The sequence below is a fragment of the Neobacillus drentensis genome (genome assembly GCF_036962125.1).
Lineage (GTDB): Bacteria > Bacillota > Bacilli > Bacillales > Cytobacillaceae > Neobacillus > Neobacillus drentensis_B.
In genome coordinates this window covers 1-24,209 of record NZ_JBALOA010000010.1, presented here as the reverse complement: position 1 = coordinate 24,209, position 24,209 = coordinate 1, and the positions used below count along the sequence as shown (strand labels likewise).

The following is a 24,209-nucleotide window of genomic DNA, read 5'->3' as shown; positions in this document are numbered from 1 at the left end:
CTTTGTATGAGGCCCAATGATTAATAAACGACACCCGCAACTAAGATAACATTCGCATAACCGGTAAATTCACCTGTCCGAATTAATCCTCTTGCTTGTTTTGTTTGCTGCTTAAATTCCACATGTGGAACATATTCAATTGGAAGATTTGGGAATCTGCTAACGATTTGGTCATGCATCTCCGGACTAACCGTTTTTACTTCTTCTGCTAGGATCACTTTCTCCACTTCAAGCTCAGTTAACACAGTGTCAAGTGTTTCTAAAAAGCCTGGTACACCTTCTTTCAACGCTAAATCAATGCGATGGGTCACATTTTCAGGAATCGGTAGGCCAGCATCTGTTACGACGATGTAGTCAGTGTGACCAGTTTCGGAGATTAATTGGTTAATTTTCGGATTTAAAATTCCGCCTTTTTTCATTGTTTTTTCCTCCTAAAATAAAAATGTAAACGTTTAGATTTTATGACATGACTCGCGAATTTTTAATTCAGGTGTTAATAAATACTCCCGTTTTGGAAGGTTTTCTTTAAAATGAATGCGATCATAGACTAATTGAAAGGCAATTTCTCCTATCGTCGTCATCGGTCGTGAAACAACAGATAGCTTTGGTTTAATGAAGGTCGCAATTTCGACATCATCAAAGCCTATAAAAGAAACCTCTTCACCCAACTTCCAATCAAGTTCGGTCAGTGCCTTAACGCAGCCAATCGTCATCTGGTTATTCGATGAAAATATCGCAGTGGGCCTAACTTTTGAATAAAACAAGTGCAACGCACCCCTATAACCACTGTTTTCCATAAAATCACCTTGGTACACCAAGCTTTCGTCCAAGGGAATGTTATATTCCTCGAGCGCCTTCTTATAACCTAAGTAACGTTCTCGTCCTGGTGTTGTGCTTTGAGGTCCGCAAATAATGGCAATTTTTTCATGTCCTTGCAAAATTAATTGGCGGACAGCCTGATAGGCGCCATTGACGTTATCAACCAACACCGTATCTACTTCAAAATTTTTAATTGCCCGGTCGACGGCAACAATAGGGATTCCTTGATCCTGTAACAACTTGATATGGTCCCCTGATTCATTTGCAGTTGTTATAATGACGCCATCTACCCCTCTTTCAATAAAGATTTTCACAATCTCTTCTTCAATAATTGGGGATTCATTTGTACTGCTAAGGATTGTATAATAGCCTTTTTCTCTTGCCTTTTGTTCGATTCCAGCGACAACATGTGGAAAAAATGGGTTCGTAATGTCCGGTACAATAATACCAATAGTGTTTGTTTCCTTTCGCTTCATGCTCCTCGCCACAGCACTACGAATATAACCAAGCTCATTGATAGCGTTTACAATCCGATCCTCAGTTACCTTCCGAACGCCGCCTTGGTTGTTTATTACCCTTGATACCGTTGCTATCGAAACATTTGCAAGCTTTGCTACATCCTCAATCGTCGGTTTGTACTCCATAATATGTAAACTCCTAAAATATGAAATCCTAAATGTAAACGTTTAGATTTTTCGATTCCAAAATCTCAACTTTTAAGAAAAAGGAGAGTTTTACTATCGATTTTAAAAATGTAAACGTTTAGATTTATATAATTTGATAATATCACTGCTTAGGAATGATGACAAGATACTTTTAATAATAAAACATAAATAATATTTTTACTTAAAATACACCATAGTGTCTACAGCTCAAGGACACTATGGTGGTTTTGTCCACGGACGGTACCTGTCACCTTCTCTTGGTCACACTTCATTCAGCTTTATAGCGTCCAAAATGCTTTGATCGGTTATGGTGTCGCTTGCTTGGAGGTCTGAGATGGTGCGCGCGAGCCGGATGATTTTGACTTGTGTGCGGTTGCTCCAATTCCTTTTTATTGCTAGGCGCTGCAATGTCGATTGTTGCGCATTTGTAAGAGGACTCTTTCTTATCAGTACTTCATAGGGAATCCTGCCGTTACAGACCTCTCCTCCATAACGGTCAAATTGCCGCTTTCTTGCATTCTCCACCCTCTCCCGTATTATTTTTGAGGACTCGCCTCCTTTTTCAATCGTAAAGGTATTAAAATGAATGGGTTTTAAGCAGAGATTTATATCAAATCGGTCCCTGAGCGGACCAGAAAGTTTATTTTGGTAGGCGAGGATCTGCTTATTCGTACATGTGCAGTAATGTGTATTTGATCCTGCGTATCCACATGGGCACGGATTCATAGCCGCTATCAATAGAAACGAGGCAGGATAGGTAATCGTGGCATTTGTTCGACTAATCATGATTAATCCATTCTCTAGAGGCTGGCGCAGCATATCTAATGTCTTTTTTGAAAACTCCCCAATTTCATCGAGAAACAAAACGCCCCGATGGGCTAATGATATTTCACCTGGCTTTGGGTATTGACCGCCACCAATAATGGATACTCCAGAAGCTGAATGGTGCGGATTTCGGAAAGGAGGCATTTGGGAACGTGGATAGGAATTTTGACTGAGTTGATATAGGCTAATTACCTCAAGAAGCGATTCTTTCGACAGTGCCGGTAATATTGACGGAAAGCTTTCAGCTAGCATGCTTTTCCCACAACCCGGCGGTCCGGTTAGCAAGACATGATGTTCCCCAGCTGCCGCAACCTCAAGTGCGTGTTTGGCACTTTTATGGCCGATGATCTGCTCCATATCTAAGTAATCAATACTTCTGTGAAATTTTTCACCATCTTGCTTTTTTGTAAAAGGAGGAACCCATTGACCAGAGAGATGCAAGATTGTCTCCTGTAGGCTGGTAACATAAATGATTTTCATCGGTTCAAGTTTTAAATCGGGCAGGTCTTGATCATAAGGCATATAAAGCTTTTGAATCCCAAGTCTTTTGGCTGCAAGAACCGCAGGCAGCATCCCTTTAACCGGCTGAATCGAACCGTCCAACGATAAAGAGCCCAGAAAACCAGTATCTTCAGGGACGGTTACCTCTAGTTCATGCAGACTTTTCAGGATTGCAACCGCCATTGGTAAATCAAACAAGGAACCAAACTTTTTTTGATCCGATGGTGATAGATTGATAGTGATTTTTTGTCCTGAAAGGTGATAACCCAGAGTTCTAAGCGCGGCAATAATTCGTTCCTTGGATTCCTTCACAGTCGCATCTGGCAGACCGACAATTTTGAAGGAATCGTTCCCTACATATGAGCCTGCCTCGACATGCATCCGATATCCTGCCATACCTTTTAATCCAATACTTGTTACCTTTGCCCACATGAATATCCCTCCTCATCTAGTATATGAATTTTTCCATTTTCCCAAAAAAACTTGTCTGTGTATGGTGTATGTAGATATCTTTCGTAGTTTGAGATTGGCGGGTCAGGAAAATAGGAGAGAATTAGGTTGGGGTCAATCAAGGGGATACTTTCACCAAAAATATAGGAACGGCAACTGCTCCATCGGTAATCCTCAGGCATTGCTACCATCCCTGCTGATACCGGATTCAAATGAATATACTTACTAACATCAATCTCATATTCTGGTGAACTAAGGTGCTCAGCACCGTAGCGCTTTTCAAAGACATGACCAGAGAATTCGTACTTTCTATTTATATACTTGGCAAATTTAGTATTGAGATTTTTCATGATTATACTAGGTGGAATTTCAAGCATTTCTAGCTGTAGGTGGGTATGATTGGTCATCAAGCAGTAGGTGTGAAGGATAAAGGGGTATCGCTCTTTTGTTTCTTTTAGAATAGCAAGGTATTTTTCAAAATCATCATCGTTGAAGAAAAGTGTAGAACGTCTAACACCTCTGCTTGTGATATGATATTTGGCCCCCTTATACACAGGGAGAACTTTTCGAACCAATGTTATCACTCCTTAAAGGATAGTTGGGGATTTTTCAGGTACGGTACGCGGAGAGAAATGGGAGTTATCTTGAAGACTGTTGACCCAAAAGAACAGGGAAAAATAGTAACCACTAAAACCATTCGACATCCACTCTCAAAATCCTGCACAAAAGGTCAAAATTCTACTCACCTCTCTCAAATTCTCTACATCTCTCTATTTGTCCTTTTGAAGAGGACAAATGTCCACGGACGGTACCTGACACCACACGTGAAAAATATGTATAAAAAGTCCTAGGTGCTAATATTTATTTTGTATGGCTTTAATTTTCTTACTTTCTATTTGGGGGGGATCTCTGAACGTGGTAAGAGTAATTCAATGGCTATTGGGTGTACTGCTTCTTGTCTATGGTATTTACCTTATTTTTGGAGTGCAGGAGTTCTTTGGAACCTTAGCAATAATCGCTGCCTTTTTTATCTTTCCTAGTCTTGGGAAAGGACCAAAAAGTTCTTATAGTAATGAATATATTGATGATTACCAGGTTGATTCAGACAGTTCTAATGACAGTGGGAATTCCGATGGTGGTGGAGACTCGGGCGGCGACTCCGGGGGCGGAGATAGCGGCGGGGATTAATGAACACAGAAAAAGACACGTTGAAAACACCCTTGCCTCTTAGAGACAAGGGTGTCACTTTTTATGGTAACCTACAATCCTTACTTATGCTTGGCAAAAAAGTACAAAAACCATACCGCGTGATTCTGCTCATCTGCTGCCGCTCTTCGAAATGCCTCTTTTATCAATGAATCAGATGAACCATCAGCGACTTCATGATAAAAATCCACTGTTATTTGCTCATCCTGTAAGGCAATCTCTATCCCTCTAAATAACCGTCTGGGCATTCCTCACTAAGCTTTGGCTGCAGCGGTTTTCTGCCCGTTAACTTGGTATAGATTTGTTCAAATTGGTGATGGTGCTTAATTTCATCTTTACGAATTTCAAGAATCCGGTTTTTCTCTTTTTCATCGGAGGCCAAATTGGCTAATTTAGCATAACAATGGATAGCATTATACTCACAATGGATTGCTTTTTCAACTTCTTTTATCAATTTATTATTCTGTCTATAGAAGGCATCATAGTAATTAGTGTACGGATACATCATAAAACCTCCCAGCTTTTCTCATGAATATCCTACGTATGATGAGATATCTGGGTGCTTACTTTTTCTACTTTTTCCTAATCACGATATGAAAATATCAACAATGGTAACTGACACCCAGTTTATGATTTGCCACTATCAGAAAGAATGGTTAAGAGCTGAAATAAATAATATCGGAGGTTCTCACATGAAAAGAAAATTAGTAGTTTTATCTGTGTTGATGATCGCATTGGTCCTGAGCGGTTGTTCCTTGTTATATGATGCGAAAGATACGCTCACGTATGTGAATAATGCAAAGGACTACATCGATAAGGCGACTGTTTTTGCTAACGAAGCTCCCTCTATCGCACAACAAGCGGTTCGTGACAAGCACGCTACAGCTGAGCTTAGATCGATGCTCCAAGAAATGAAACAAGAAATTAATGCATTCAATAAACTTCAAGCCCCAGACATTGCAGCAGACTTGCACCAGCAAATCGTCGACCAAAACAACAAACTATTGGATGGAATTGACCTATATTTAAAAAATATTAAAAATGGATTACTAGACGCAGCAGTCCTTAAAAATACACAAATTTTTGAAAGTGTCCAAGAAATCACCAACATCCTTGATCAAATAAAACAACTTAGTAAGTAATTGTTCGGATTCTCACATTTAAATAAACGTAAAGGCGTTCATACAGAATTCTCTACATGAGCGCCTTTTTAAAATACTAGTGATCTTGTGGGACCTTATACATTATCAAATTCCAAGTTTTTTCATCGATGTTTCGAAAGGTAATTCGGTAATCCCTTTTTTGATAGACAAGCTTTTCTCCGGTCTGCTTTCCCTCCGTTGGGTTCCCCATCTTTTGTAATATTTCTTCTCGGGTAATTCCGACCTCGACTTGAAACAAATAAAGAGTTTTTAATTCCTCTTCATCAATCACAACTCTCCGGTTTTTTTTCGTATAGATATAGGTGTGGATATCCTCATGATCCTGCATTTCTTCATACTTTCCCCAAACTTTTTCAACATCTGCTAAGTGGATTTTTTGATCCAATCGCAGCGGAGTTCCTTTCAAAATTCCTTTTTCCAAGCCTTTAACTGTTTCTTTATTTAAAACGACCACATTGTATTTTTCCGTATTGGTGTTAGGAATTTCTCTAGCACAAGCATTCAAGAACAAAACGACCAAAATCCACCATCCTAACATACTCCATTTCTTCATAAAAAAGTCCCTGCCTCTCAAACACCTATAAAAATAGCATATATCATATTTGTTCAGGAACAAAGAATATGATGTTATGATAGTAGCAATATTACGAACTTTTGGTTAAAAACCTTGAGTTAGGTGCTGTCCACCCAAGGAGGATAGGTGTCCACAGAAGGTACCTGACACCCAAAAAGACACCTAGAAAATAACACCAAATGCGAAGGGAGTTTACGAGGCTATGGTTTCTTATATAGATATACGAGATGGTGTTTTTCATGCGGTTTGCCCGCTTGATTGCCCGGATCAATGTGGATTACTGTTGCACAAGAAAGATGGAAAAATTATCAAGGTGGATGGCGACCCCGAGCATCCGGTCACAAAGGGACATATTTGTAACAAAGTGCGGCATATAACGGATCGGATCTATGATGAAAACCGCTTGAAATTCCCGTTAAAGCGAATTGGTCCCAAAGGCGAAGGGAGATTTGAACGAATTAGCTGGGATGAAGCAATTCAGACGATTACCTCTAACTGGAAAGGACTAATCGAAACGGACGGCCCAGAAAGCATTCTTCCTTACAGTTTTTACGGGAATATGGGCAGGCTTAGTGCTGAAGGCATGGACCGCCGGTTCTTCCATCGCCTTGGCGCTTCCCTACTCGACCAAACCATCTGTTCCGCGGCTGGTTCTGTGGGCTATAAATATACAATGGGCGGCAGCATCGGGACCGATCCTGAGGAAACGGTTCATTCCAAGCTATTTGTTTTTTGGGGAATAAATGCGGTGAGCACCAATATGCACCAAGTCGCGCTCGCCCAAAAAGCCCGCAAAGAAAATGGGTCCAAAATCGTCGTTATTGATGTTCACAAAAATCAAACGGGTAGATTAGCAGATTGGTTTATTCCTATTTTACCAGGCACCGACAGCGCTCTCGCATTGGGAATGATGCACATCCTATTTGCTGAAAACCTGGTTAATGATGAATTTTTACAAGAGTTTACCGTTGGACACGAGGAGCTGCGTGAGCATGTTATCCAATACGACCCGAATACAGTGTCGGCAATTACGGGTGTGCCGGTAGAAGATATTTATAAGCTTGCTCGGATGTATGGTCAAACATCGCCTTCCTTTATTCGCATTGGCAATGGACCTCAGCATCATGACAATGGTGGGATGTTCGTCCGGACCGTCGCCTGCCTCCCTGCTCTCACCGGTCAATGGCTAGTTAAAGGCGGCGGCGCAATCAAGGGAAATTCCGCCTATCTTGCACTGAATACTGCCAGCCTGCAACAACCGAATCTATTAAAAAATAAACAAACTCGTGTGATTAACATGAACCTACTCGGCGATACCCTGCTTGCTCCGGACCTAGACCCGCCCGTGAAATCGCTCTATGTGTACGGCACGAACCCCGCCGTCGTCGCACCGGAGTCGAATAAGGTTAGAACGGGACTCGCCCGCGAGGATTTATTTACGGTGGTACATGACTTATTTTTAACCGAAACCGCAAAATACGCGGATATTGTGTTACCAGCGACATCTTCCTTCGAAAACACGGACATGTACACATCGTACTGGCATCATTACATTCAACTGCAGCAACCAGTAATTGCACCAGTTGGTGAGTCGAAATCCAATGTAGATGTGTTCAAGTTGCTTGCCCAAGGGATGGACTATGACGATCCTGCTTTCTTAGAAACAGAGGCGGAAATGATTACGGATGCCTTGAATAATCCACACAATCCCTTTTTAGATGGAATTAGTTATCCATCCCTAACTGTGCAGCCATATATGAAAGCCAATGTAAAGCCAATGTTCCCTGGAGCCCTGCCAACTCCGAGTGGAAAAATCGAATTGTATTCTGAAAAAATGAAAGAGGATGGGTATGCCCCATTGCCAACCTATATTCCCTTAAAAGATGACGGGGATCACCCTTTTCAATTTGTGCCAGCCCCAACTCATAATTTCTTAAACTCTACTTTTTCCAACAATCGTAAACACATCACGTTAGAGAAAGAACCAAGAGTGTTTATGAATCATCAGGATGCATTTTCGGTGGGAATTGAAGATGGAGATATGGTTCGAATATGGAATGAGCGCGGGGAATGCGAGCTGAAGGTTTCCGTAGGGGAGCAAGTTCTCCCTGGAGTAGTTGTCACGCAAGGGCTGTGGGCGGATTCCGCTGAAGCAGACTCTGCCCCTCCTCAACCACAAGCCGCCACAAAACAACTAGTTAATGCACTCACCCCTGCCCGCATCGCCGACATGGGCGGAGGTGCCACCTTCTTCTCAGGAAGAGTGAGTGTGGAAAAAATATAACTAGAGACTGAACCAACAATAACTGTCCACTGCACGTAGACAAAAATAAGGAAATGTCCACGAAGAGTACCTGACACCAAAGTGACACCAAAGTGACGCCAAAAGGATGTCGCCCAGTCAGGCACTCTTTTTACTAGCTTTATAGCCATGCCCAAGCATTTCATGGACGTTATGGACGGTGACGTATGCGTGTTCATCTGTTTCTTTGATGATATCTTTTAGCTGGACGAGTTCTTGCTTATTAATGACGATGTACAGGACTTCTCTGTTCTGTCCGGTATAGCCGCCGCGTCCATCGAGAACTGTTAACCCGCGTGACATCCGCTTGGTGATGCTCGCCAAGACCTGCTCAGGAGCATTCGAAATAATCATTACGGCTACCTTTTCATCCAATCCCTCGACAATGAAATCAATCGCCTTCGCACCAATAAAAATAATCAACAAGGTGTACATCGTTTTTTCTAAACCAATGATGAACATCGACCCGACTACGACTACCAAATCAAAAACGAGCATCCCTTTCCCCATGCTCCAGCCTAACCATTGGTGAGTCAATCTGGCTAAGATTGTGGACCCGCCTGAGGTTCCGCCTGTCCGAAAAATTAATCCTAACCCGACACCGACCAACAAACCGGCAAATATCGAGGCCAAAAAGGTATCCTCGGTAATCCGGCGGCCGACATCCTCTGTCAAAAATAAAAACCCCGAGCATGCCCCTATCGAAATGAGTGTATAAACAAAGGTTCTTTTTTCAAAAAACTTATACCCAACCGTAAGCAACACGACATTCAAGACGAAATTAACGACACCTGGCGACCAGTCAAACAAATAGTGAGCAATGATGGTAATCCCTAGAATACCGCCTTCGGAAAGATGGTTGGGGATTGTGAAATAATTGACCCCCAATGCAAAAATCAATGCTCCTAATAAAATATAAAAAATATCCTGCAACGTTTTCTTCATCATCATCCACCCTTTAATGCTCCGAGTCCCCGTTCAAACTTCCCACTACTCGCTTCTCGATTTCATCCATTGAAGCGCTTAGTTCTTCAAACGAAATCGGTTTACTGATAAAAAAGCCCTGAATAATATCACACTCGAGATTCACCCATTCAGAAAACTGAAGGGGATCCTCAACCCCTTCGACAATCACCTGAAGGTCGAGGTTATGGGCGATATTCAAAATCGGCGTAATCACGCCCTTGTGCTTTTTATTTTTCAACAGACTAAACACAAAATCCCGGTCCAGCTTAATAAAGTCTATCGGCAGCTTGATAAAATCTGAGATGGAGAAATATCCATTACCGAAATCATCTAAAGCAATAGTAAATCCCATTTTTTTTAGTAAATGGAGCTTCTCATTCACCTTTTTTACCGTATAAATTTCAATATTCTCGGTAATCTCTAAGGTAATTTGTGCAGCGGTGACCGAGTAATGCTCTAGTATATTAGAGAGATCTACAATAAGAGAGTCAAGCAACAGTTGATTAACAGACAAGTTCACTGAATATTTCAGCCTTTGCTCCTTCTTGATGGCTATCTTTTTACAAACCTCTTCAAACACCCAGAAAAACAGCCCGTTGAGCATGCCTGCTTCCTCGGCATAGGTGATAAATTCCCCTGGGGGAATGGCCCCCAAACTAGGATGGTTCCAACGGATTAACGCTTCTGCACCTTTGATAGCCTGCTGTTTCAAACAATACTGCGGCTGGAATTCAACATACAACTGCTCTTTCTTAATTGCATAGGGAAGGTCATTTTCAATTAGCATTTTGCGGTAGGCTGCAGTATTTAACTCACCCTTATAAAAAGAAAAACCCTTTTCTCCGGCCTCTTCCGCCTGATACATTTGCGCCTTCGCCAGAGCTTTAAGCGCCTTCGGGTCCTTGGATCCGTATGGGTACATACATATCCCTATCCTGCTTGTTATCGAAAAGTAATGAAAATCTACCGTATACGTATCGGAAATCGAACCGATAATCCGCTCACAAATTACTTGGCATTCAAACTCGGTAATATCAGCAATTAACAGAATAAAATCTGTTTTATTGATTCTGATGACTGTGTCAATATCCCTAAGCGTTCCTTGTAATCTAGTGGAGATTTTATGAAGGAGGACGGACTCTATTTCATGGTCCTTATGTAGGGAAAGTTCTGGAGGCAAAAATAACCGCAGGTAGCAAACCGCTGTTGACATTTGATATCGTTTACTAAAAGCCAAAGTTAAGTGGAGGCGCTCATTGAGTAGTTGGCCACTCGAAACCTTAGCAGATTGATCTTCCCATTCCGTGCTTATATCATCCATGAAAAAGAACCCCTTACCGAATCAAACTTTTAATATCCTAATCTTACCCCACAACATCCTATCCTTCAAATTACAAATTTCGCCTTTAAAAGAAACAAAAAGCCGTCAGAACTTACAGGTTCTTACAGCTTTTGTTTTAATATTATAGGGTGTCAGGTACCAGTATCATCCATCGTCCACTCCACATGGACAAACCATTGAATTTGTCCACGAATGGTGTCAGGCACTCATGGCTTTGTTCAGCCAGTTTTTTCCTTCAACGAGGCGTGTGACGAGCATGGCGCATACGGTGTTTCCGGTGGAGTTGAGCAAGGTTGCGGGTGCATCAATGATTGTGCTGATTACAGCAATAATTGGCAGGGTTTCTGGTGGGAATCCGTACACGCTGATGATTAACATCTCACCGATCATTCCTCCGCCTGGAATAGCTCCCATCACGGCTCCGACTAAAAAGGCGACTGCCAAAATGCTTAAAATATTGGAGATACTCGTTAAATCCTTGCCGAATAATGCAAATAAGAAGACGATTTTCAGCACACCGCCAAACACGGATCCATCTTTATGGGTATTGGCCCCGAGCGGAATAATCGTTTCGGCGATATCCTTTGGCACACCCATTTTTCGAACAGTAGCTAAGTTGACCGGTATACAAGCAGCACTTGAACAGGTAGCAAGGGCTGTAACCGATGGGGTGATGGCATTTCTCCAAAAAATCTTCACTCCTCCCTTGCCTCCTGCAAGAAAAGCATAGAGAGTGAAGAATCCGAAATAATAAATTACTGCTAGAATCAGATATAACGCAAACGAGCGGGCATACCCCTCTAAAATCTGCGGACCTAGCTCGCCAATCACGGCGGCAAAATAACAGCCAAGTCCAATCGGAGCATAGTACATGATGACGTTAACCATTTTCATCATCACCGCCGTGGCAGCGGATAAAAAGTCTGCGACTGGTTTCGCCTTTTCCCCGACCATCGCGGTTGAAATTCCAAACAGCAACGCGAATACAATCAATTGCAGCATGTTACTTCTTGACAGCAGTAAATTAAAGTCAGGTACCGTGAAGGTAGCAACGAGATGGTCAAGAAACGACAATTTGTCAGCATCTGTCTCCACGCTTGAGTTATTCATCACTTCTTTAATTGAGGCAATATCTGCATTCTCGATGGGGTGAATGATTGAGGCCCCGGTTAAGCCAAGAATTGCAGCCACGGAGGCTGTTGCCAAGAACACTACCAGGATACTGCCCATGATTTTTCCGAGCCGTTTCATCCCATTCATATTCGCAATCGCCGACGCGATGCTGAAAAACACCAATGGGACGATAATCATGAACATTAAGTTCAGAAACAAATCTCCAAAAGGCTTAACAACTGCCGCTTTCGTTTCAAAAATCAAGCCTGCAGCCCCGCCTATCAAAATGGCAGTAAGCAGGACTAGTGTAAAACGATAGTTTTTAAAGAATACTTTCAATCCGTCCACAGCCTTTCATATGTAATTATGAAAAGCATACCCAAGTTCACCGGCCAGGTAAATGACTATCTTAATTGCAAATAAGTCGAAATAGTGAAATTTCAATTAATAATATAAAAACAAATGGAGCAGATATCAACCGACAAGTACCTCACAGCCATTATGTAAAGCACTCGATTTTTCTACTAACTCTAAACCATTTCTATTTAACCTATTTGGAAAGATATTATAGAAACAATAGTCCATTTGTAATATAATTTGGAATAATAATAAATAATTCCGAATTTTGACGAATAATAGCTTTTAGTCCCATATATTGATAGAATACCAAATATTTTACATATTGAAATAAGGCTATATCAATGAATAACAGGGGGTGAATGGATGAAATTGATAGACGAAAAACACTTAATCCTCATCGAAGTAAAGAATAAGTCACTTTATTACTATGCAAAACAAGTGATAGATATAGTCTTTAGTCTTTGCGCTCTTATCATTCTCTCCCCTCTCCTGTTGATAGCCGCGGGGCTCATTAAAGCTGATTCCCGTGGTTCTATTTTTTACAAACAGGAACGGATTGGCCTCTATGGAAAACCTTTTTACATCTTAAAATTTAGGACGATGAGAGAAGATGCCGAAAAGGATGGTCCCCAATGGGCCTATGAAAATGATGCACGAGTCACTCCAATCGGCTACTATTTACGAAAATACCGAATTGATGAAATCCCACAATTTATTAATATTTTACGAGGAGAAATGTCGTTAATTGGTCCCCGGCCAGAACGCAAAGTTTTCATTCATGCTTTTGAGAAGGATCTCCCTGAATTTCGTCAGCGTCTTCAAGTGAAACCTGGAATAACAGGCTGGGCCCAAATTAACGGAGGCTACGACTTGGGTCCAAAAGAGAAATTAGCTCTAGATTTATTCTATATTGGCAATATTTCATTATTGCTAGATTTTAAAATTCTTATTAAATCTATCCCTGTAATATTGTTCGCAAAAGGATGGCGATAAAATGAAACGCATTCTTTTTTACGAAAGTCGTCCCGAATGGGGCGGTGCACAAAAATGTGAATTAGAGCTTCTAGTCTCCCTTGATGATCATGACTCAATGGAAACTTATTTTTTAACTTCAACAGACGGACCTATGAACAGTCGTATAAGGACAATTGGTAAAGATGTTACACTGATTCCAATAAATAGTACCGTAAACAAGGTAAGAAGAGGAAATTTGAATACTGGAATCCTCTTTTTACTATCTCAATTGTTCAATACACTTCCTCATCTCTTTAAGGTTTTTTTCTTTATTCTACGTAATCGAATTGATATCGTTTATACTAGCCAATTTCGCTCCCAGTTACTCATTGGATGGATAGCAAAACTGTTAGGACGAAAGGTCATTTGGCATATCCATGGGGAAGAACAAGTGAATAATCTTTTAGGAAAAGTGGCAGTAACTGTTGCAGATAAAATAATAGTAGTTTCCCATGCCTTATCAGATAAGTATGGAGCAATTTTTCCTAAACAGAAGATAAAGTTCAATGTCGTGCACAATGGGGTTGAACTGGCAGCAACTAACCGAAAAAAAACAAATCCAGTTTTTACCGTTAGTATGGTAGGTACTTTAATAGAAGGAAAAAGACAGGACCTCGCCATAAAAGCTTGTGCAGAGTTGATTAAACAAGGACTTAATATTCAGTTAAATATCATAGGAGAGAAACCCCCTTGGCATTCCGATGAATATAAAAATAGCTTACTTGGACTAGTGAATCACGCTCAGATTTCAAATGCGGTTTCTTTTTTAGGATGGGTGGAAAATCCGTGGAAACCTTTACTTGCTTCCGATGTTTTTATTTTACCTTCAGACACTGAGGGAATGCCCCTTTCGATCATTGAAGCAATGGCCTTAGGACTGCCAACGATTGCCACCAACGTCGGTGGGATACCAGAGTTAATCGTTGATGGAAAAACAGGGTTTATTATTAATCCAGATAGTGTGGAGGAACTGGTTAATAGACTAAAGGTTCTGTTAGACAATCCGTTTATTTGTCAACGAATGGGTCAGGAGGCCCGAAAGCGCTATGAAGAACATTTTACAAAAGAATCATTTATAAAAGGAGTTGTAGGTGTGGTCCACACCGTTTCATAAATGAAAATCCTCTATGTTATTACAGGTGCAGATATTGGCGGAGCACAAAATCACTTACTATATCTGTCTGATTGGTTTTCCAAACATGGACATGATGTCCATGTTGTTTTGGGAGAGGATGGTCCTCTTAAAGAAGAACTAACTAAGCTAAAAATTGGAACAACCATCATCCCGATTCCGAGGACAATTCAATTATCTAAGGATTTTCAGGCGTTATGGAAGGTTTTTCATTTCATAAAAAAAGGAAATTATGATGTGGTCCATTCTCACAGTTCTAAGGCAGGAATTATAGCTAGATTTGCTGGCTATCTAAATCGGGTCAATAAAAATATCTATACCGCACACGGCTTTGTTTTCACTGACCCCACCCTATCAGCTAAAAAAAAGTACTTTTACCTTCTGCTTGAGAAAATTTTTGGATGGATGTCTACCAATATTATTACGGTTTCTAATTATGACTTTCAGCAAGGAAAGGCCCACGGGATTCACGCTGAAAAAATGGCTGTCATCCATAATGGCATCCCTGAAAGCACAATCCTCCCGATAGCTGAGTGGGAGAAAAAGCAGAAAAGACTTCGTGTGACCGATAAAAAAGTGGTTGGATTTGTTGGTCGCTTTTCACCTGAAAAAAATATTGATATGCTATTGCGTGTTGCATCACTCTTTAAGGAACATAAAAATGACCAAGTTGAGTTCTGGTTACTTGGCGATGGTCCCTTGTTTAATTATTATCAATATGAAATAAACAAACGAAATTTACAGTCAATTATCCAGTTAAAAGGGATGCAGACCTCTATTTATAATTGGATGGACCACATGCATGCAATGATTATTACATCCCATAAAGAAGGGCTCCCGTACGTATTACTCGAAGCTTGTGGACGTGGCCTTCCTGTGATTAGCACCGATGTTGGCGGTGTAAAAGAAGTAGTGGACCCAAAGGGCAACAAGGACATCCTTGTCGCAATTAATGATGATAACGGTATGTATCAACAGTTAGAGTCTATTCTATCAAACGATAGTCTCCGCGTGGAATTAGGCAGATACTTCTTAAACCTCGCGTCCACGGTAACTGTGGAACAAATGTGTGCAGAAACAATTGAGATTTATAAAAGCTATCATTAAGGGGAAGAAGTCTGTATGTCTTCAATCATAAAAAATAGCCGGATTAGCCGGGATACGATTATCTATATTCCTGTTTTTCTGGCACCTGCTCTGATAAATATTGTCTTATTGATGGCTTTTACTCGTCTTTTTTCACCCAAGGAATATGGTGATTATACTATCGTTGTAAATACAACCATAATCCTTTCCTCTCTACTTGGGCAGTGGATTTTATTATCAGTACAGCGATATCGTCCGGAATATAGTAAAAATAGGACGATTCCAGAGTTTAATCGCCACCTTAACCACCTCTTGTTCTATATTTCAATGGGTTTTCTACTGGTGGTAAGTATTCTATATTTTTTCATACCTTCAATTTTAGTACGCTATCAATCTTACTATTGGTCATCTTCCCTCCTAATCATAAGTTCCATTTACTTTATGGTTTTAGGGGGGGTATATCAAGCAGATTTACGGGCAAAGCCTTTTCGTAACTTGAATGTACTTCAATCGATTTTAAAGTTAGTTTTAATTCTGATCCTTGTCCTCTCTATCTCGTCCGACCCTAATTCCTTTATTTGGGGCGCTTTTTTTGCACAGTTCTTAGTAACAATACCGATGGGCCGTTATGTGGAATCACAAAAAATGTTTATTCCTTTAAGTAATTCTAAACAATCATTTAAGGAGTTTACATTGAAATTTTTGAAATATGGCTTTCCACTAATCGGCTGGTATATAGGCACTACAATCATGAACCTCACAGATCGTTTTATGATTGAGTACTTTCGCACCGCCAATGAAGTAGGAATTTACTCTGCAAATTTTACTATTGCTGTTCAAGCGATTGCTTTAATTTGTAATCCATTGTTCTTTGCTATTCAACCAATGATTATGAATGAAATTCAAGAAAACTACCATAAGGAACAAATCGAAGGGAGAATATCTGGCTATACTCGTCTATTTATCATTATTTCCATACCTTTTGGTGTATATTTTTCAATCTATAGCCATGAGGTTAGTCAAATTTTGCTAGGCGTTCAGTTTACAAAAGGGTCAATTATTATTCCAATCCTTATCTTTGGTTTCTTTGCTTGGAATATGGGACTTTACGGACAGCTTACATATCAAATATCTAAAAGAACGAAAGAAATGTTTTATTTCGTAGTCCTGGCGGCAATTTCAAATTTCTTACTAAACCTCTATTTTATTCCTAAGTGGGGCTTTATTGGGGCAGCAATCTCTACATCGATTGGATTTGTCATTTATTGTGGATTACTTTATTATTTTTCCATACCGTTTATTAAATGGAAAATTCCTTGGCGTACATTAATTAATGTTTCTCTTGGGGCTATTATTCTAGCAATCCCGTTTCTAATGATTAAAATGAAACTGCTAAATGGTACTTCACCGCTGATTAGTATGATCATAGGTTTACCTTTTTTTCTTATTTATTTCGGAATGGTGTTGATCTTCTGGAAGAGTACATTGAAGCAAATGATTTCATAAACAGTATTAGGGAGGGGGGTGAGATAAATGAGCAAAGGCAGGATGTATTTATTCTTTACTGCGTTTTTTAGTTCTTGTATCGGTGTTTTGCTCTCCCTTTTCATGTATCCTTTCAATATTCATGCAGGACAACTACTTGTTGGTCTCATCCTTTTACCTATTATCATCTATTATAGTTTTGTGCACGGAGGGGCATTATCTTTATTTTTACTCTTTTGTAGTTTTGGATTCATGAATACATCCATAAAACTATTTGATCTCCTTTTTGTTATTGTTGCAGGAACTTTTTTTATTTGGAAAAAACAAAAACTAAAAGCAGCGATGGAAATACGTTTCGTAAATTATGGATTACTTCTCTTTATTGTTATTTCCTTGATTTCTGTCCTAAGTAGTAAAGATTTAAGCTTGGGGTTCAGTTACTTTATTCATACATTTTTTATGATGATGATCTTTTATTTTCTGACACTTACGATAAAAACGAAAAAGGAATTTAGTTCAATCATATGGGGGTATATAACCACTGTCCTTATTTCTTCCTTAGCAGTAATTTTCCAGAAAGCAGGCCTTGTTGGTGATCTTGGAACTTGGTTTCAAGGGGTTCGGGCTCAAGGATTCTTTATAGATCCGAATGATTTCTCCCCCTTTCTAATCTTGGCAATCGCCTTTCTAATAGACAAGGCTTTTTCTTATCATTATTTTTCAATCAAGTATTTTGCTTTTTGTTTCCTATCTGGAACAGTGACTCTGATATTAATGGCATCGATGTCAAGGGCCGCTCTCCTGAATTTAGCGATTGTTTTACTCATTTACTTCTTTTGTTCTATATTTTATAAAAAAAAGTATGGACATAATGTAATACTATTATTGACAACGATAATTGTTGTAGTCGTGTTTATAATCGCAGCAGGTGATTCGATCACGCACTATATGTCGATCAGATTCTCAGGTTCTAATGAATTATTACAAACTTATGATTTGGATCGGTTTTATTATCAGCGCCAAGGGATTATCGTCGGGTCTACTCACTTATTTGGCATTGGACCAGGTCAATTTGAATATTACTTTGGCTATGCTACGCATAACTTATTTGTCCGAATCATAGCTGAAAATGGCTGGATTGCATTCTTAACCTTTCTAGGGGTAATTCTTTATTTTTTTACTCTACTTGTTCATCATCGCAAAAAAGAAGTTTGGAATTTGCCAGTTTATTTATTTTTATCAGTGTTTATAGGCATGATTATCAACAGTTTCTTTTTAGATACCCTTCATTGGAGATACCTCTGGTTCTACCTAGGATTATGTACCATAATCATCAACCAGGCTACAAAGAATACAATAAAAGAGGCAAATTAAGAGAAGTAGAAATCTGCAGGATTTGCCTCTTTTTTCGTTAGAGTACTTAATATCTTACTTGAGTTCACCATTAAAGAATCTTCATATTCTAAGCTAAGTACAAGTGCTTATATTTCTTATCTAAAAAAAGGGAAACGACTGGACCTGTTGGGTCTGTCGTTTCCCTTTTTGGTTGGTAATTATTTGGTGTTGCTCATTTCAAAAATTTTCATATCTTTAATCCAGACTTCGCTTTTTTGTCCGCGGACATCAATCCCTCTGACGACATAGAACGGACCTAAATCCGGGTGTTTTTCATGGACGCGTCGACTAATGTTTGAAACCTGAACAATTTTTGTATTTTTTAATACAAAGTCATGAATCTCTTTTTCTTGATTTTCCTGTTTCCCTTGTTTTTCTTGAGTCTTAGGTGCTGCAGCTTGTGCTTTTGGTTCTTCCGTTTTCGCTGGTGCCTTTGTCTCAACAGTCTTTTTCTCTACTTCATTCGTTGCTTTTTCCTTTTCAGCACAACCGCTTAATCCAACTAATGCTAAAGATAGCATCAGCACGAAAAATAACTTACCTGATACCTTCACAATTTTGCCTCCTGCACAAATTAACAAGAATAAGAACCCCGCACTCTTGTTAACTTTTTTTACTATCTTACTAGATTATAACCGTTGGGGATATGTACAAGCAATGGGGAATGGCTTTAGATTCAGAATTGTTCTACATTTCAAAACGAAATGTCGGAAGTTCTCTTTTTACTGTGAATGGACGGGTCGATAAATAGCAAAACTGGCCCTAAGTTATTGTGGGGCCAGCTCTTTTAAAAGTATGATGATGGTGTCAGGTACCAATGTTAATATTGTTGTTGCTGGTGCCATTTCCAGGCATCGGCAATGATTCGTTCTAGGTTCCGTTCGGCCTTCCAGCCTAATTCGGTTAGGATTTTTTGGGAGGAAGCAACAAGCATGGCCGGGTCTCCTGCACGACGTTCTGCATTTTCAACATTTGCCTCTCTGCCGGTTACCTTTTCGCAGGTCTCGATGACTTCCTTCACGGAATAGCCCAGCCCATTGCCAAGATTATATATTTCTGTTGATTTCTTCCCGGTTAATAAGGCATCAAGGGCAAGGATATGGGCGCTAGCTAGATCAGTGACATGGATATAATCACGAATGCACGTACCATCAGCCGTATCATAATCGGTTCCGAAAACCGCTACCTTTTCACGCTGACCTAACAGCTGTTGAAGGACAATCGGGATTAAATGGGTTTCTGGGTTATGACTTTCGCCAATCACAGCTGATTCATGTGCTCCAGCTGCATTAAAGTAGCGAAGAATCACATAGTCCAAGCCATAGGATTTTGAGAAATCGGACAGGATTTGTTCGATCATTAGTTTGGAATGCCCATACGGATTAATCGGCCTGGTTGGAGTGGTTTCATCAATCAATTCCACCTCAGGAATTCCGTAGGTTGCTGCCGTAGATGAGAAGATAAAGTTTTTTACATTGTTTTTGATCATAACCTTTAACAAGGTAAGCGTGGCCGCCACATTATTTTGATAATATTTCAATGGATCGACAACAGACTCCCCTACTAAACTAAAGGCAGCAAAGTGCATCACAGCTTTAATCGGATAACTTTTGAAAATCATTTGTAAATCTTCTTCATTGCCAAGATCACCCTCAACAAAGACAGCACGGCTGTCCACAGCCTTACGGTGACCAGTCGATAAGTTGTCGAGGACAACGACTTCTTCTTTTTCAACTAATTCCTTTACAAGATGGCTACCTATGTACCCTGCTCCGCCAACGACGAGAATCATATTCATTTCCCCTTAGCTAGAATTTCAATTATCTGTACCATTATAGCATAATCGTAAAATAGCTACTTATCCTAAGGATTTGGCAATATCTACACTTTTTTTAAAATAGGGTTAGTCCCACTATCATAATGAATGGGGATTTTTATGTAAAAAAGAGGCATCAAGCACGATCCATATAAGGAATAGTGCATGACACCTCTTAATTTGTATTATAAGCTTTAGGCGACTTGCCCATCAGCTTTACGATTTTTTCTTTTTTTATCCGCATTAAGAACTTTCAAAGATAAATAAATGCCTGAAATAGTTAAGAAAATCATCGCGATTGCGACTAGGTCAACCAGCCATTTCACATCGGTTGTGCCAATTCTCCCTGCATGAAGACCTTTAATGATGCCTGTAATCGAACCGGTACCACCTTCTCCGCCAGGACCTCTCATTCCAGTTCGGCCTTGGAATTGACCGTTTCCATTGAATCCTGTTTGTCCGTTCGCATTTGCGTTAGTGTTCGCGTTCGCGCCAGTTTGGCCTTGGGCTTGGCTTGGGTCAGTTGTTGTTCCTGCTCCTTGTTGCATTTGGCCCGGATTAAACTGACCTGGCTGGAAATTCCCGCGATTTCCTTCCATTTGTGTTTGACCGATTAACCACGGTTCGTTCATCAATAAACCAGTAATTGACTCGATTAAGATAAAAATAGAGCAAATTAATCCAATCCATAAGTGTGCTTTTCTTGTTTTTCTCATATACATTCTCCTCTTTTCAAGTAGATTTGCCGCATTCCAACTGTTTTTTTATAAATAAATTAATTTGTTTGCGAAACTTCTGGGTTTGTTTGCGAAACTACTTGGTTTGTTTGCGAAACTCTGGCTTTTATTTGCGAAACTACCTAGTTTGTTTGCGAAACCCCAATTTGCTGTCCGGACCTCATTCATAAACTACATATGTGCGTCATCAATAGATGAAACCTACTGATAGCGAAGTGCTTGAATCGGGTTCAATTTAGATGCCTTGTTGGCTGGGAAGACGCCGAAGACGACACCGACCACGAGTGAGAATAGGAATGATGATACGATCACTGACGGTGAGTAACTGATGCTTAAACTCATCAATGAAGAAACTATTTTTCCTAACCCTAGTCCAAATAGAATTCCTATCACGCCACCCATCGAGCTTAATACCACCGCTTCAATTAAAAACTGGAGGAGCACATCACGCCGCTTCGCACCAATCGCTTTCCTAATCCCGATTTCCTTCGTCCGTTCGGACACAGAAACGAGCATGATATTCATTATCCCAATCCCGCCGACCAGCAAGGAAATACTCGCGATTCCACCTAGCATCATCGTCATCGTGTCTGACACGGAACTCATTGTGTCCATCACGTCCTGCTGGTTTGTCACGCCATAATAGTCACTTTTACCTGGATACATACTGGCGAGCGACATTTTCACTTCATTCATTACATAATCCATTTGATCCTCATTTTGACCTTGTATATAAACGGTACTAATCGTTGTGCTGCCAACCAAACGCTGCCCCGTACTCAATGGGACAAGAACGACATTATCGCCACTTTGCCCAAGGGAACTCCCTTTCGAAGCGAGGACCCCGACGACTTTAAACGATGTACCTGACACCTGAATATATTGTCCGACTGGGTTCTCCGTGCCGAAAAACGTCGATGCTGTTTCAGAACCAAGTACAGCGATCTTTTGGCGGTACTCGACATCGAGATCAGTAATGAAGCGGCCTTGGCTGACCTTCGCATCGCGAACACTCGAATAAGCGGCATTCGTACCTGTTAAGGTAATCTGCGAGGACGTCCGCTCTTTTTTCACATAAACACGCCCTGAAACTACCGGAGCGACAGCTTTTACCCCATCCAACTCACTTAATTCATTAATTTTATCCTCGGTTAATTCAATATCAGTACTGTAGGTATTTACGGTTAAGAGGTTGGTTCCTAATTGATTAATTTGACTCGTAACGTTTTTGGCTGAACCTTGTGCAATTGACACGAGGACGATTACCGACGAGACCCCAATGATGATGCCGAGCATCGTCAGGACAGCGCGGAGTTTATTGCTTCGAATACTCCGAAGCGCCATTTTAATGGACTGCAATATTCCCAAGCAGGACACCCCCATTCTCAAAGAGCCGGCCGTCTTGAATACTAACCATTCTTTTGGTTTGTTTTGCGATTTCCAGATCATGTGTAATTAAAATAATCGTATGGCCTAATTCATTTAATTCCTTCATTAATAAAAGAATCTCCTTGCTGGATTTACTATCAAGCGCTCCTGTTGGTTCATCAGCTAGAAGAATGGCCGGCTGGCCAATCAGGGCTCTCGCAATTGCTACCCTTTGCTGCTGTCCCCCAGAAAGCTGGGTCGGCAGGTGCCCAGCTCGATCCATCAAACCGACCTGGTCCAATCCGGCTAATGCCCGCTCACGCCTTTCACGTGTTGGTACTCCAGCGTATAGCAAGGGCAATTCCACATTTTCGAGTGCCGAGAGTTTATTTAATAAGTTAAAATTTTGAAAAATAAACCCAATTTTCCGATTACGAATCGTCGCTAAGCTGTTGTCATCCATTTGGCCAGTATCCCTGCCATCAAGGTGATACGTGCCTTTATTAGGACGATCAAGGCAGCCCAGCATATTCATTAAGGTAGACTTCCCGGACCCCGATGGACCAATGATTGCCAAAAATTCACCTTTTTGAATTTCTAAGGATACATCATTGAGGGCATGGACCGTTTCACCGCCCAGTTTATAGGTTTTCATCATACTTTGAATTTGAATGATTGGGGTACTCATTAATTGCCACCCTTTCCACTTTGGAATCCTTGACCATTTCCACCCGGAGGCATACCACCGCCAGTCATGGCTCCCATACCGCTCATGCCGCCCATGCTGCCTCTCATCATACCGCCTTGACTGTTAAAAGAGCTGCTTGTTGCCAGTTCAGGCAATTGGATCGTTTCACCGACCTTAACTCCTTCTGTCAGTTCCACATATTCATCAGTAGAAATGCCTGTTTTCACAGTCTTTTGCTGGCTTGTGCCGGTGGTGGCATTGGAACTCGCGTCAGTTGAAGCAGATGTCACAATCACGTATTTCTCATTATTATTGGTATAAACCCCATCTACTGGAACATAGAGCGCATTTTCCTTGCTTTGGGTTAAGATACTCGCTTCCGTGCTCATCCCAACTTTTAAGTTTTTTGGCTTGTCTATATGGATCGTGACATCGAAAGTCGATGTTCCGTTCGCAGATGTTCCCTCTGCTGCAATTGCGGTCACTTTCCCTGTAAACGTAGTATTAGGATAGGCACTTACGGTGATGCTGACAGTTTGTTTCTTCTTGATTTTCGTAATGTCTAACTCATCCACCTGAACCACGGTTTGTAAATCCTTGTAATCGGTCAAATGAGCGACAACCTGTCCATTGCTGACCCGTTCGCCTTCTAAAACAGAAACCGTCGTAATTGTTCCATCAGCAGGTGCTGTAATTGGATCCGTGTCATCCGTGAAGGTAATTAATTCATCCCCCTCACTAACTTTGTCACCCGCCGAAACCAACACTTCATCAATTTCGTCATTATCAATCGTCGATTTAATATCCTCACTGGTTACAGGTTCCACCGTACCTGAACCACTAATTTTCACTTCTAATTTCCCTTGTTGAACAACAGCTGTTCGAGTTTGAGCCACTGCTTCCGTACTCACCGTTTTCGATTTATAGTATTGAAACCCGACAAACCCGATAACCAAAACACTTATTATGATCCAAATCCACTTCTTCAACTATCTCGACTCCTCTGCTCCCCCGTTGTAATTACGGTCTACAACAACAGGAATATTTTATTTGATGAGCCTATTATCTTTTCCATTCCTTAACTTATCCTTAACAAAGATCCTGATCATCTATTTTGATAAAATTAGTGTTTTGTGTAAGGCTGCTTTTATTTGCTCAGATTGGAAATAAAAAGAACAAAGGACCCTCTTTTCCCTTTCTCC

The 24,209-nt window shown here is 40.6% G+C and carries 22 protein-coding genes and 1 pseudogene; 8 read left to right on the top strand and 15 right to left on the bottom strand.

What is annotated here, in order from left to right:
* Window positions 1-20: 20 nt before the first annotated feature.
* From rbsD to V7121_RS09640, 4 genes are all read right to left on the bottom strand, one after another.
* The gene (gene rbsD, locus V7121_RS09655) at window positions 21-419 is read right to left on the bottom strand and encodes a D-ribose pyranase (protein WP_335502605.1); all 399 of its coding nucleotides are present in this window, start codon (window positions 417-419) and stop codon (window positions 21-23) included.
* A 33-nt stretch (window positions 420-452) separates the two neighbouring features.
* Window positions 453-1,463: a LacI family DNA-binding transcriptional regulator gene (locus V7121_RS09650; protein ID WP_335502608.1), complete on the bottom strand. Its 1,011-nt coding sequence runs from the start codon at window positions 1,461-1,463 to the stop codon at window positions 453-455.
* A gap of 282 nt (window positions 1,464-1,745) precedes the next feature.
* The gene (locus tag V7121_RS09645; protein ID WP_335546467.1) at window positions 1,746-3,242 is read right to left on the bottom strand and encodes a YifB family Mg chelatase-like AAA ATPase; all 1,497 of its coding nucleotides are present in this window, start codon (window positions 3,240-3,242) and stop codon (window positions 1,746-1,748) included.
* Complete coding sequence (locus V7121_RS09640) at window positions 3,227-3,835, bottom strand: transposase (RefSeq protein ID WP_335546465.1); 609 nt, start codon at window positions 3,833-3,835, stop codon at window positions 3,227-3,229. Before V7121_RS09640 ends, V7121_RS09645 begins: the two co-directional genes overlap by 16 nt.
* Before the next feature lie 340 nt (window positions 3,836-4,175).
* Here V7121_RS09640 and V7121_RS09635 point away from each other — a divergent pair, with 340 nt between their 5' ends.
* Complete coding sequence (locus V7121_RS09635) at window positions 4,176-4,448, top strand: hypothetical protein (RefSeq protein ID WP_335546463.1); 273 nt, start codon at window positions 4,176-4,178, stop codon at window positions 4,446-4,448.
* An 80-nt stretch (window positions 4,449-4,528) separates the two neighbouring features.
* Here the strand turns inward: V7121_RS09635 and V7121_RS09630 are convergent.
* Window positions 4,529-4,971 (bottom strand): annotated as a pseudogene (locus tag V7121_RS09630) (ferritin-like domain-containing protein).
* A 187-nt stretch (window positions 4,972-5,158) separates the two neighbouring features.
* On the opposite strand from V7121_RS09630, the gene V7121_RS09625 reads away from it, so the two are divergent.
* Window positions 5,159-5,608, top strand: a complete 450-nt coding sequence (locus V7121_RS09625; RefSeq protein ID WP_335502623.1) for a DUF6376 family protein — start codon at window positions 5,159-5,161, stop codon at window positions 5,606-5,608.
* 76 nt (window positions 5,609-5,684) lie between these two features.
* Here V7121_RS09625 and V7121_RS09620 read toward each other — a convergent pair whose 3' ends face one another.
* Window positions 5,685-6,182 carry a hypothetical protein gene (locus tag V7121_RS09620; RefSeq protein ID WP_335546462.1) on the bottom strand — a complete coding sequence of 166 codons (498 nt, stop codon included), beginning with the start codon at window positions 6,180-6,182 and terminating at the stop codon, window positions 5,685-5,687.
* Between the two features lie 223 nt (window positions 6,183-6,405).
* Between V7121_RS09620 and V7121_RS09615 the strand changes: the two genes are divergently transcribed.
* A complete protein-coding gene (locus tag V7121_RS09615) occupies window positions 6,406-8,487 on the top strand; it encodes a molybdopterin-containing oxidoreductase family protein (protein ID WP_335546460.1) in 2,082 nt (693 codons plus the stop codon).
* Window positions 8,488-8,604: 117 nt separating this feature from the next.
* Here the strand turns inward: V7121_RS09615 and V7121_RS09610 are convergent, their stop codons facing one another.
* The 3 genes from V7121_RS09610 to V7121_RS09600 all read right to left on the bottom strand — a co-directional run bounded on the left by V7121_RS09610 (window position 8,605) and on the right by V7121_RS09600 (window position 12,265).
* Window positions 8,605-9,453 carry a YitT family protein gene (locus tag V7121_RS09610; protein WP_335502632.1) on the bottom strand — a complete coding sequence of 283 codons (849 nt, stop codon included), beginning with the start codon at window positions 9,451-9,453 and terminating at the stop codon, window positions 8,605-8,607.
* Window positions 9,454-9,463: 10 nt separating this feature from the next.
* On the bottom strand, window positions 9,464-10,792 hold the full coding sequence (locus tag V7121_RS09605; RefSeq protein WP_335502634.1) for a putative bifunctional diguanylate cyclase/phosphodiesterase: 1,329 nt from the start codon (window positions 10,790-10,792) through the stop codon (window positions 9,464-9,466).
* 219 nt (window positions 10,793-11,011) lie between these two features.
* Entirely contained in the window at window positions 11,012-12,265 is a 1,254-nt protein-coding gene (locus V7121_RS09600; RefSeq protein ID WP_335502636.1) for a dicarboxylate/amino acid:cation symporter, read from the bottom strand.
* A gap of 384 nt (window positions 12,266-12,649) precedes the next feature.
* Here V7121_RS09600 and V7121_RS09595 point away from each other — a divergent pair, with 384 nt between their 5' ends.
* From V7121_RS09595 to V7121_RS09575, 5 genes are read left to right on the top strand one after another with little or no spacing between them, the layout of a single operon-like run.
* Window positions 12,650-13,279 (top strand): exopolysaccharide biosynthesis polyprenyl glycosylphosphotransferase, encoded by a 630-nt coding sequence (locus tag V7121_RS09595; RefSeq protein WP_335502639.1) that lies wholly within the window; start codon window positions 12,650-12,652, stop codon window positions 13,277-13,279.
* A gap of 1 nt (window position 13,280) precedes the next feature.
* A complete protein-coding gene (locus V7121_RS09590) occupies window positions 13,281-14,414 on the top strand; it encodes a glycosyltransferase family 4 protein (protein WP_335546458.1) in 1,134 nt (377 codons plus the stop codon).
* Window positions 14,415-15,539, top strand: a complete 1,125-nt coding sequence (locus V7121_RS09585) for a glycosyltransferase family 4 protein (protein ID WP_335502646.1) — start codon at window positions 14,415-14,417, stop codon at window positions 15,537-15,539.
* A gap of 15 nt (window positions 15,540-15,554) precedes the next feature.
* Entirely contained in the window at window positions 15,555-17,024 is a 1,470-nt protein-coding gene (locus V7121_RS09580) for a lipopolysaccharide biosynthesis protein (protein WP_335502649.1), read from the top strand.
* 27 nt (window positions 17,025-17,051) lie between these two features.
* Window positions 17,052-18,377, top strand: a complete 1,326-nt coding sequence (locus V7121_RS09575; RefSeq protein WP_335502652.1) for an O-antigen ligase family protein — start codon at window positions 17,052-17,054, stop codon at window positions 18,375-18,377.
* 179 nt (window positions 18,378-18,556) lie between these two features.
* Here V7121_RS09575 and V7121_RS09570 read toward each other — a convergent pair whose 3' ends face one another.
* The 6 genes from V7121_RS09570 to V7121_RS09545 form a co-directional block, all read right to left on the bottom strand.
* Window positions 18,557-18,952 (bottom strand): hypothetical protein, encoded by a 396-nt coding sequence (locus V7121_RS09570; protein WP_335502654.1) that lies wholly within the window; start codon window positions 18,950-18,952, stop codon window positions 18,557-18,559.
* A 266-nt stretch (window positions 18,953-19,218) separates the two neighbouring features.
* Window positions 19,219-20,190 (bottom strand): UDP-glucose 4-epimerase GalE, encoded by a 972-nt coding sequence (gene galE / locus V7121_RS09565; RefSeq protein ID WP_335546456.1) that lies wholly within the window; start codon window positions 20,188-20,190, stop codon window positions 19,219-19,221.
* Window positions 20,191-20,408: 218 nt separating this feature from the next.
* Complete coding sequence (locus V7121_RS09560) at window positions 20,409-20,936, bottom strand: PepSY-associated TM helix domain-containing protein (protein ID WP_335546454.1); 528 nt, start codon at window positions 20,934-20,936, stop codon at window positions 20,409-20,411.
* A 216-nt stretch (window positions 20,937-21,152) separates the two neighbouring features.
* Window positions 21,153-22,328 (bottom strand): ABC transporter permease, encoded by a 1,176-nt coding sequence (locus V7121_RS09555; protein ID WP_335546482.1) that lies wholly within the window; start codon window positions 22,326-22,328, stop codon window positions 21,153-21,155.
* Entirely contained in the window at window positions 22,297-23,007 is a 711-nt protein-coding gene (locus tag V7121_RS09550; protein ID WP_335546452.1) for an ABC transporter ATP-binding protein, read from the bottom strand. The genes V7121_RS09555 and V7121_RS09550 overlap by 32 nt, the downstream gene beginning before the upstream one ends.
* Complete coding sequence (locus tag V7121_RS09545; protein WP_335546451.1) at window positions 23,007-23,996, bottom strand: efflux RND transporter periplasmic adaptor subunit; 990 nt, start codon at window positions 23,994-23,996, stop codon at window positions 23,007-23,009. Before V7121_RS09545 ends, V7121_RS09550 begins: the two co-directional genes overlap by 1 nt.
* Window positions 23,997-24,209 lie beyond the last annotated feature (213 nt).

Excerpts from the sequence above, each read along its gene's own strand:
- rbsD (WP_335502605.1), bottom strand. The coding sequence starts at position 419 with ATGAAAAAAGGCGGAATTTTAAATCCGAAAATTAACCAATTAATCTCC.
- V7121_RS09650 (WP_335502608.1), bottom strand. The coding sequence starts at position 1,463 with ATGGAGTACAAACCGACGATTGAGGATGTAGCAAAGCTTGCAAATGTT.
- V7121_RS09645 (WP_335546467.1), bottom strand. The coding sequence starts at position 3,242 with ATGTGGGCAAAGGTAACAAGTATTGGATTAAAAGGTATGGCAGGATAT.
- V7121_RS09625 (WP_335502623.1), top strand. The coding sequence starts at position 5,159 with ATGAAAAGAAAATTAGTAGTTTTATCTGTGTTGATGATCGCATTGGTC.
- V7121_RS09620 (WP_335546462.1), bottom strand. The coding sequence starts at position 6,182 with ATGAAGAAATGGAGTATGTTAGGATGGTGGATTTTGGTCGTTTTGTTC.
- V7121_RS09615 (WP_335546460.1), top strand. The coding sequence starts at position 6,406 with ATGGTTTCTTATATAGATATACGAGATGGTGTTTTTCATGCGGTTTGC.
- V7121_RS09610 (WP_335502632.1), bottom strand. The coding sequence starts at position 9,453 with ATGATGAAGAAAACGTTGCAGGATATTTTTTATATTTTATTAGGAGCA.
- V7121_RS09605 (WP_335502634.1), bottom strand. The coding sequence starts at position 10,792 with ATGGATGATATAAGCACGGAATGGGAAGATCAATCTGCTAAGGTTTCG.
- V7121_RS09595 (WP_335502639.1), top strand. The coding sequence starts at position 12,650 with ATGAAATTGATAGACGAAAAACACTTAATCCTCATCGAAGTAAAGAAT.
- V7121_RS09590 (WP_335546458.1), top strand. The coding sequence starts at position 13,281 with ATGAAACGCATTCTTTTTTACGAAAGTCGTCCCGAATGGGGCGGTGCA.
- V7121_RS09585 (WP_335502646.1), top strand. The coding sequence starts at position 14,415 with ATGAAAATCCTCTATGTTATTACAGGTGCAGATATTGGCGGAGCACAA.
- V7121_RS09580 (WP_335502649.1), top strand. The coding sequence starts at position 15,555 with ATGTCTTCAATCATAAAAAATAGCCGGATTAGCCGGGATACGATTATC.
- V7121_RS09575 (WP_335502652.1), top strand. The coding sequence starts at position 17,052 with ATGAGCAAAGGCAGGATGTATTTATTCTTTACTGCGTTTTTTAGTTCT.
- galE (WP_335546456.1), bottom strand. The coding sequence starts at position 20,190 with ATGATTCTCGTCGTTGGCGGAGCAGGGTACATAGGTAGCCATCTTGTA.
- V7121_RS09560 (WP_335546454.1), bottom strand. The coding sequence starts at position 20,936 with ATGTATATGAGAAAAACAAGAAAAGCACACTTATGGATTGGATTAATT.
- V7121_RS09550 (WP_335546452.1), bottom strand. The coding sequence starts at position 23,007 with ATGAGTACCCCAATCATTCAAATTCAAAGTATGATGAAAACCTATAAA.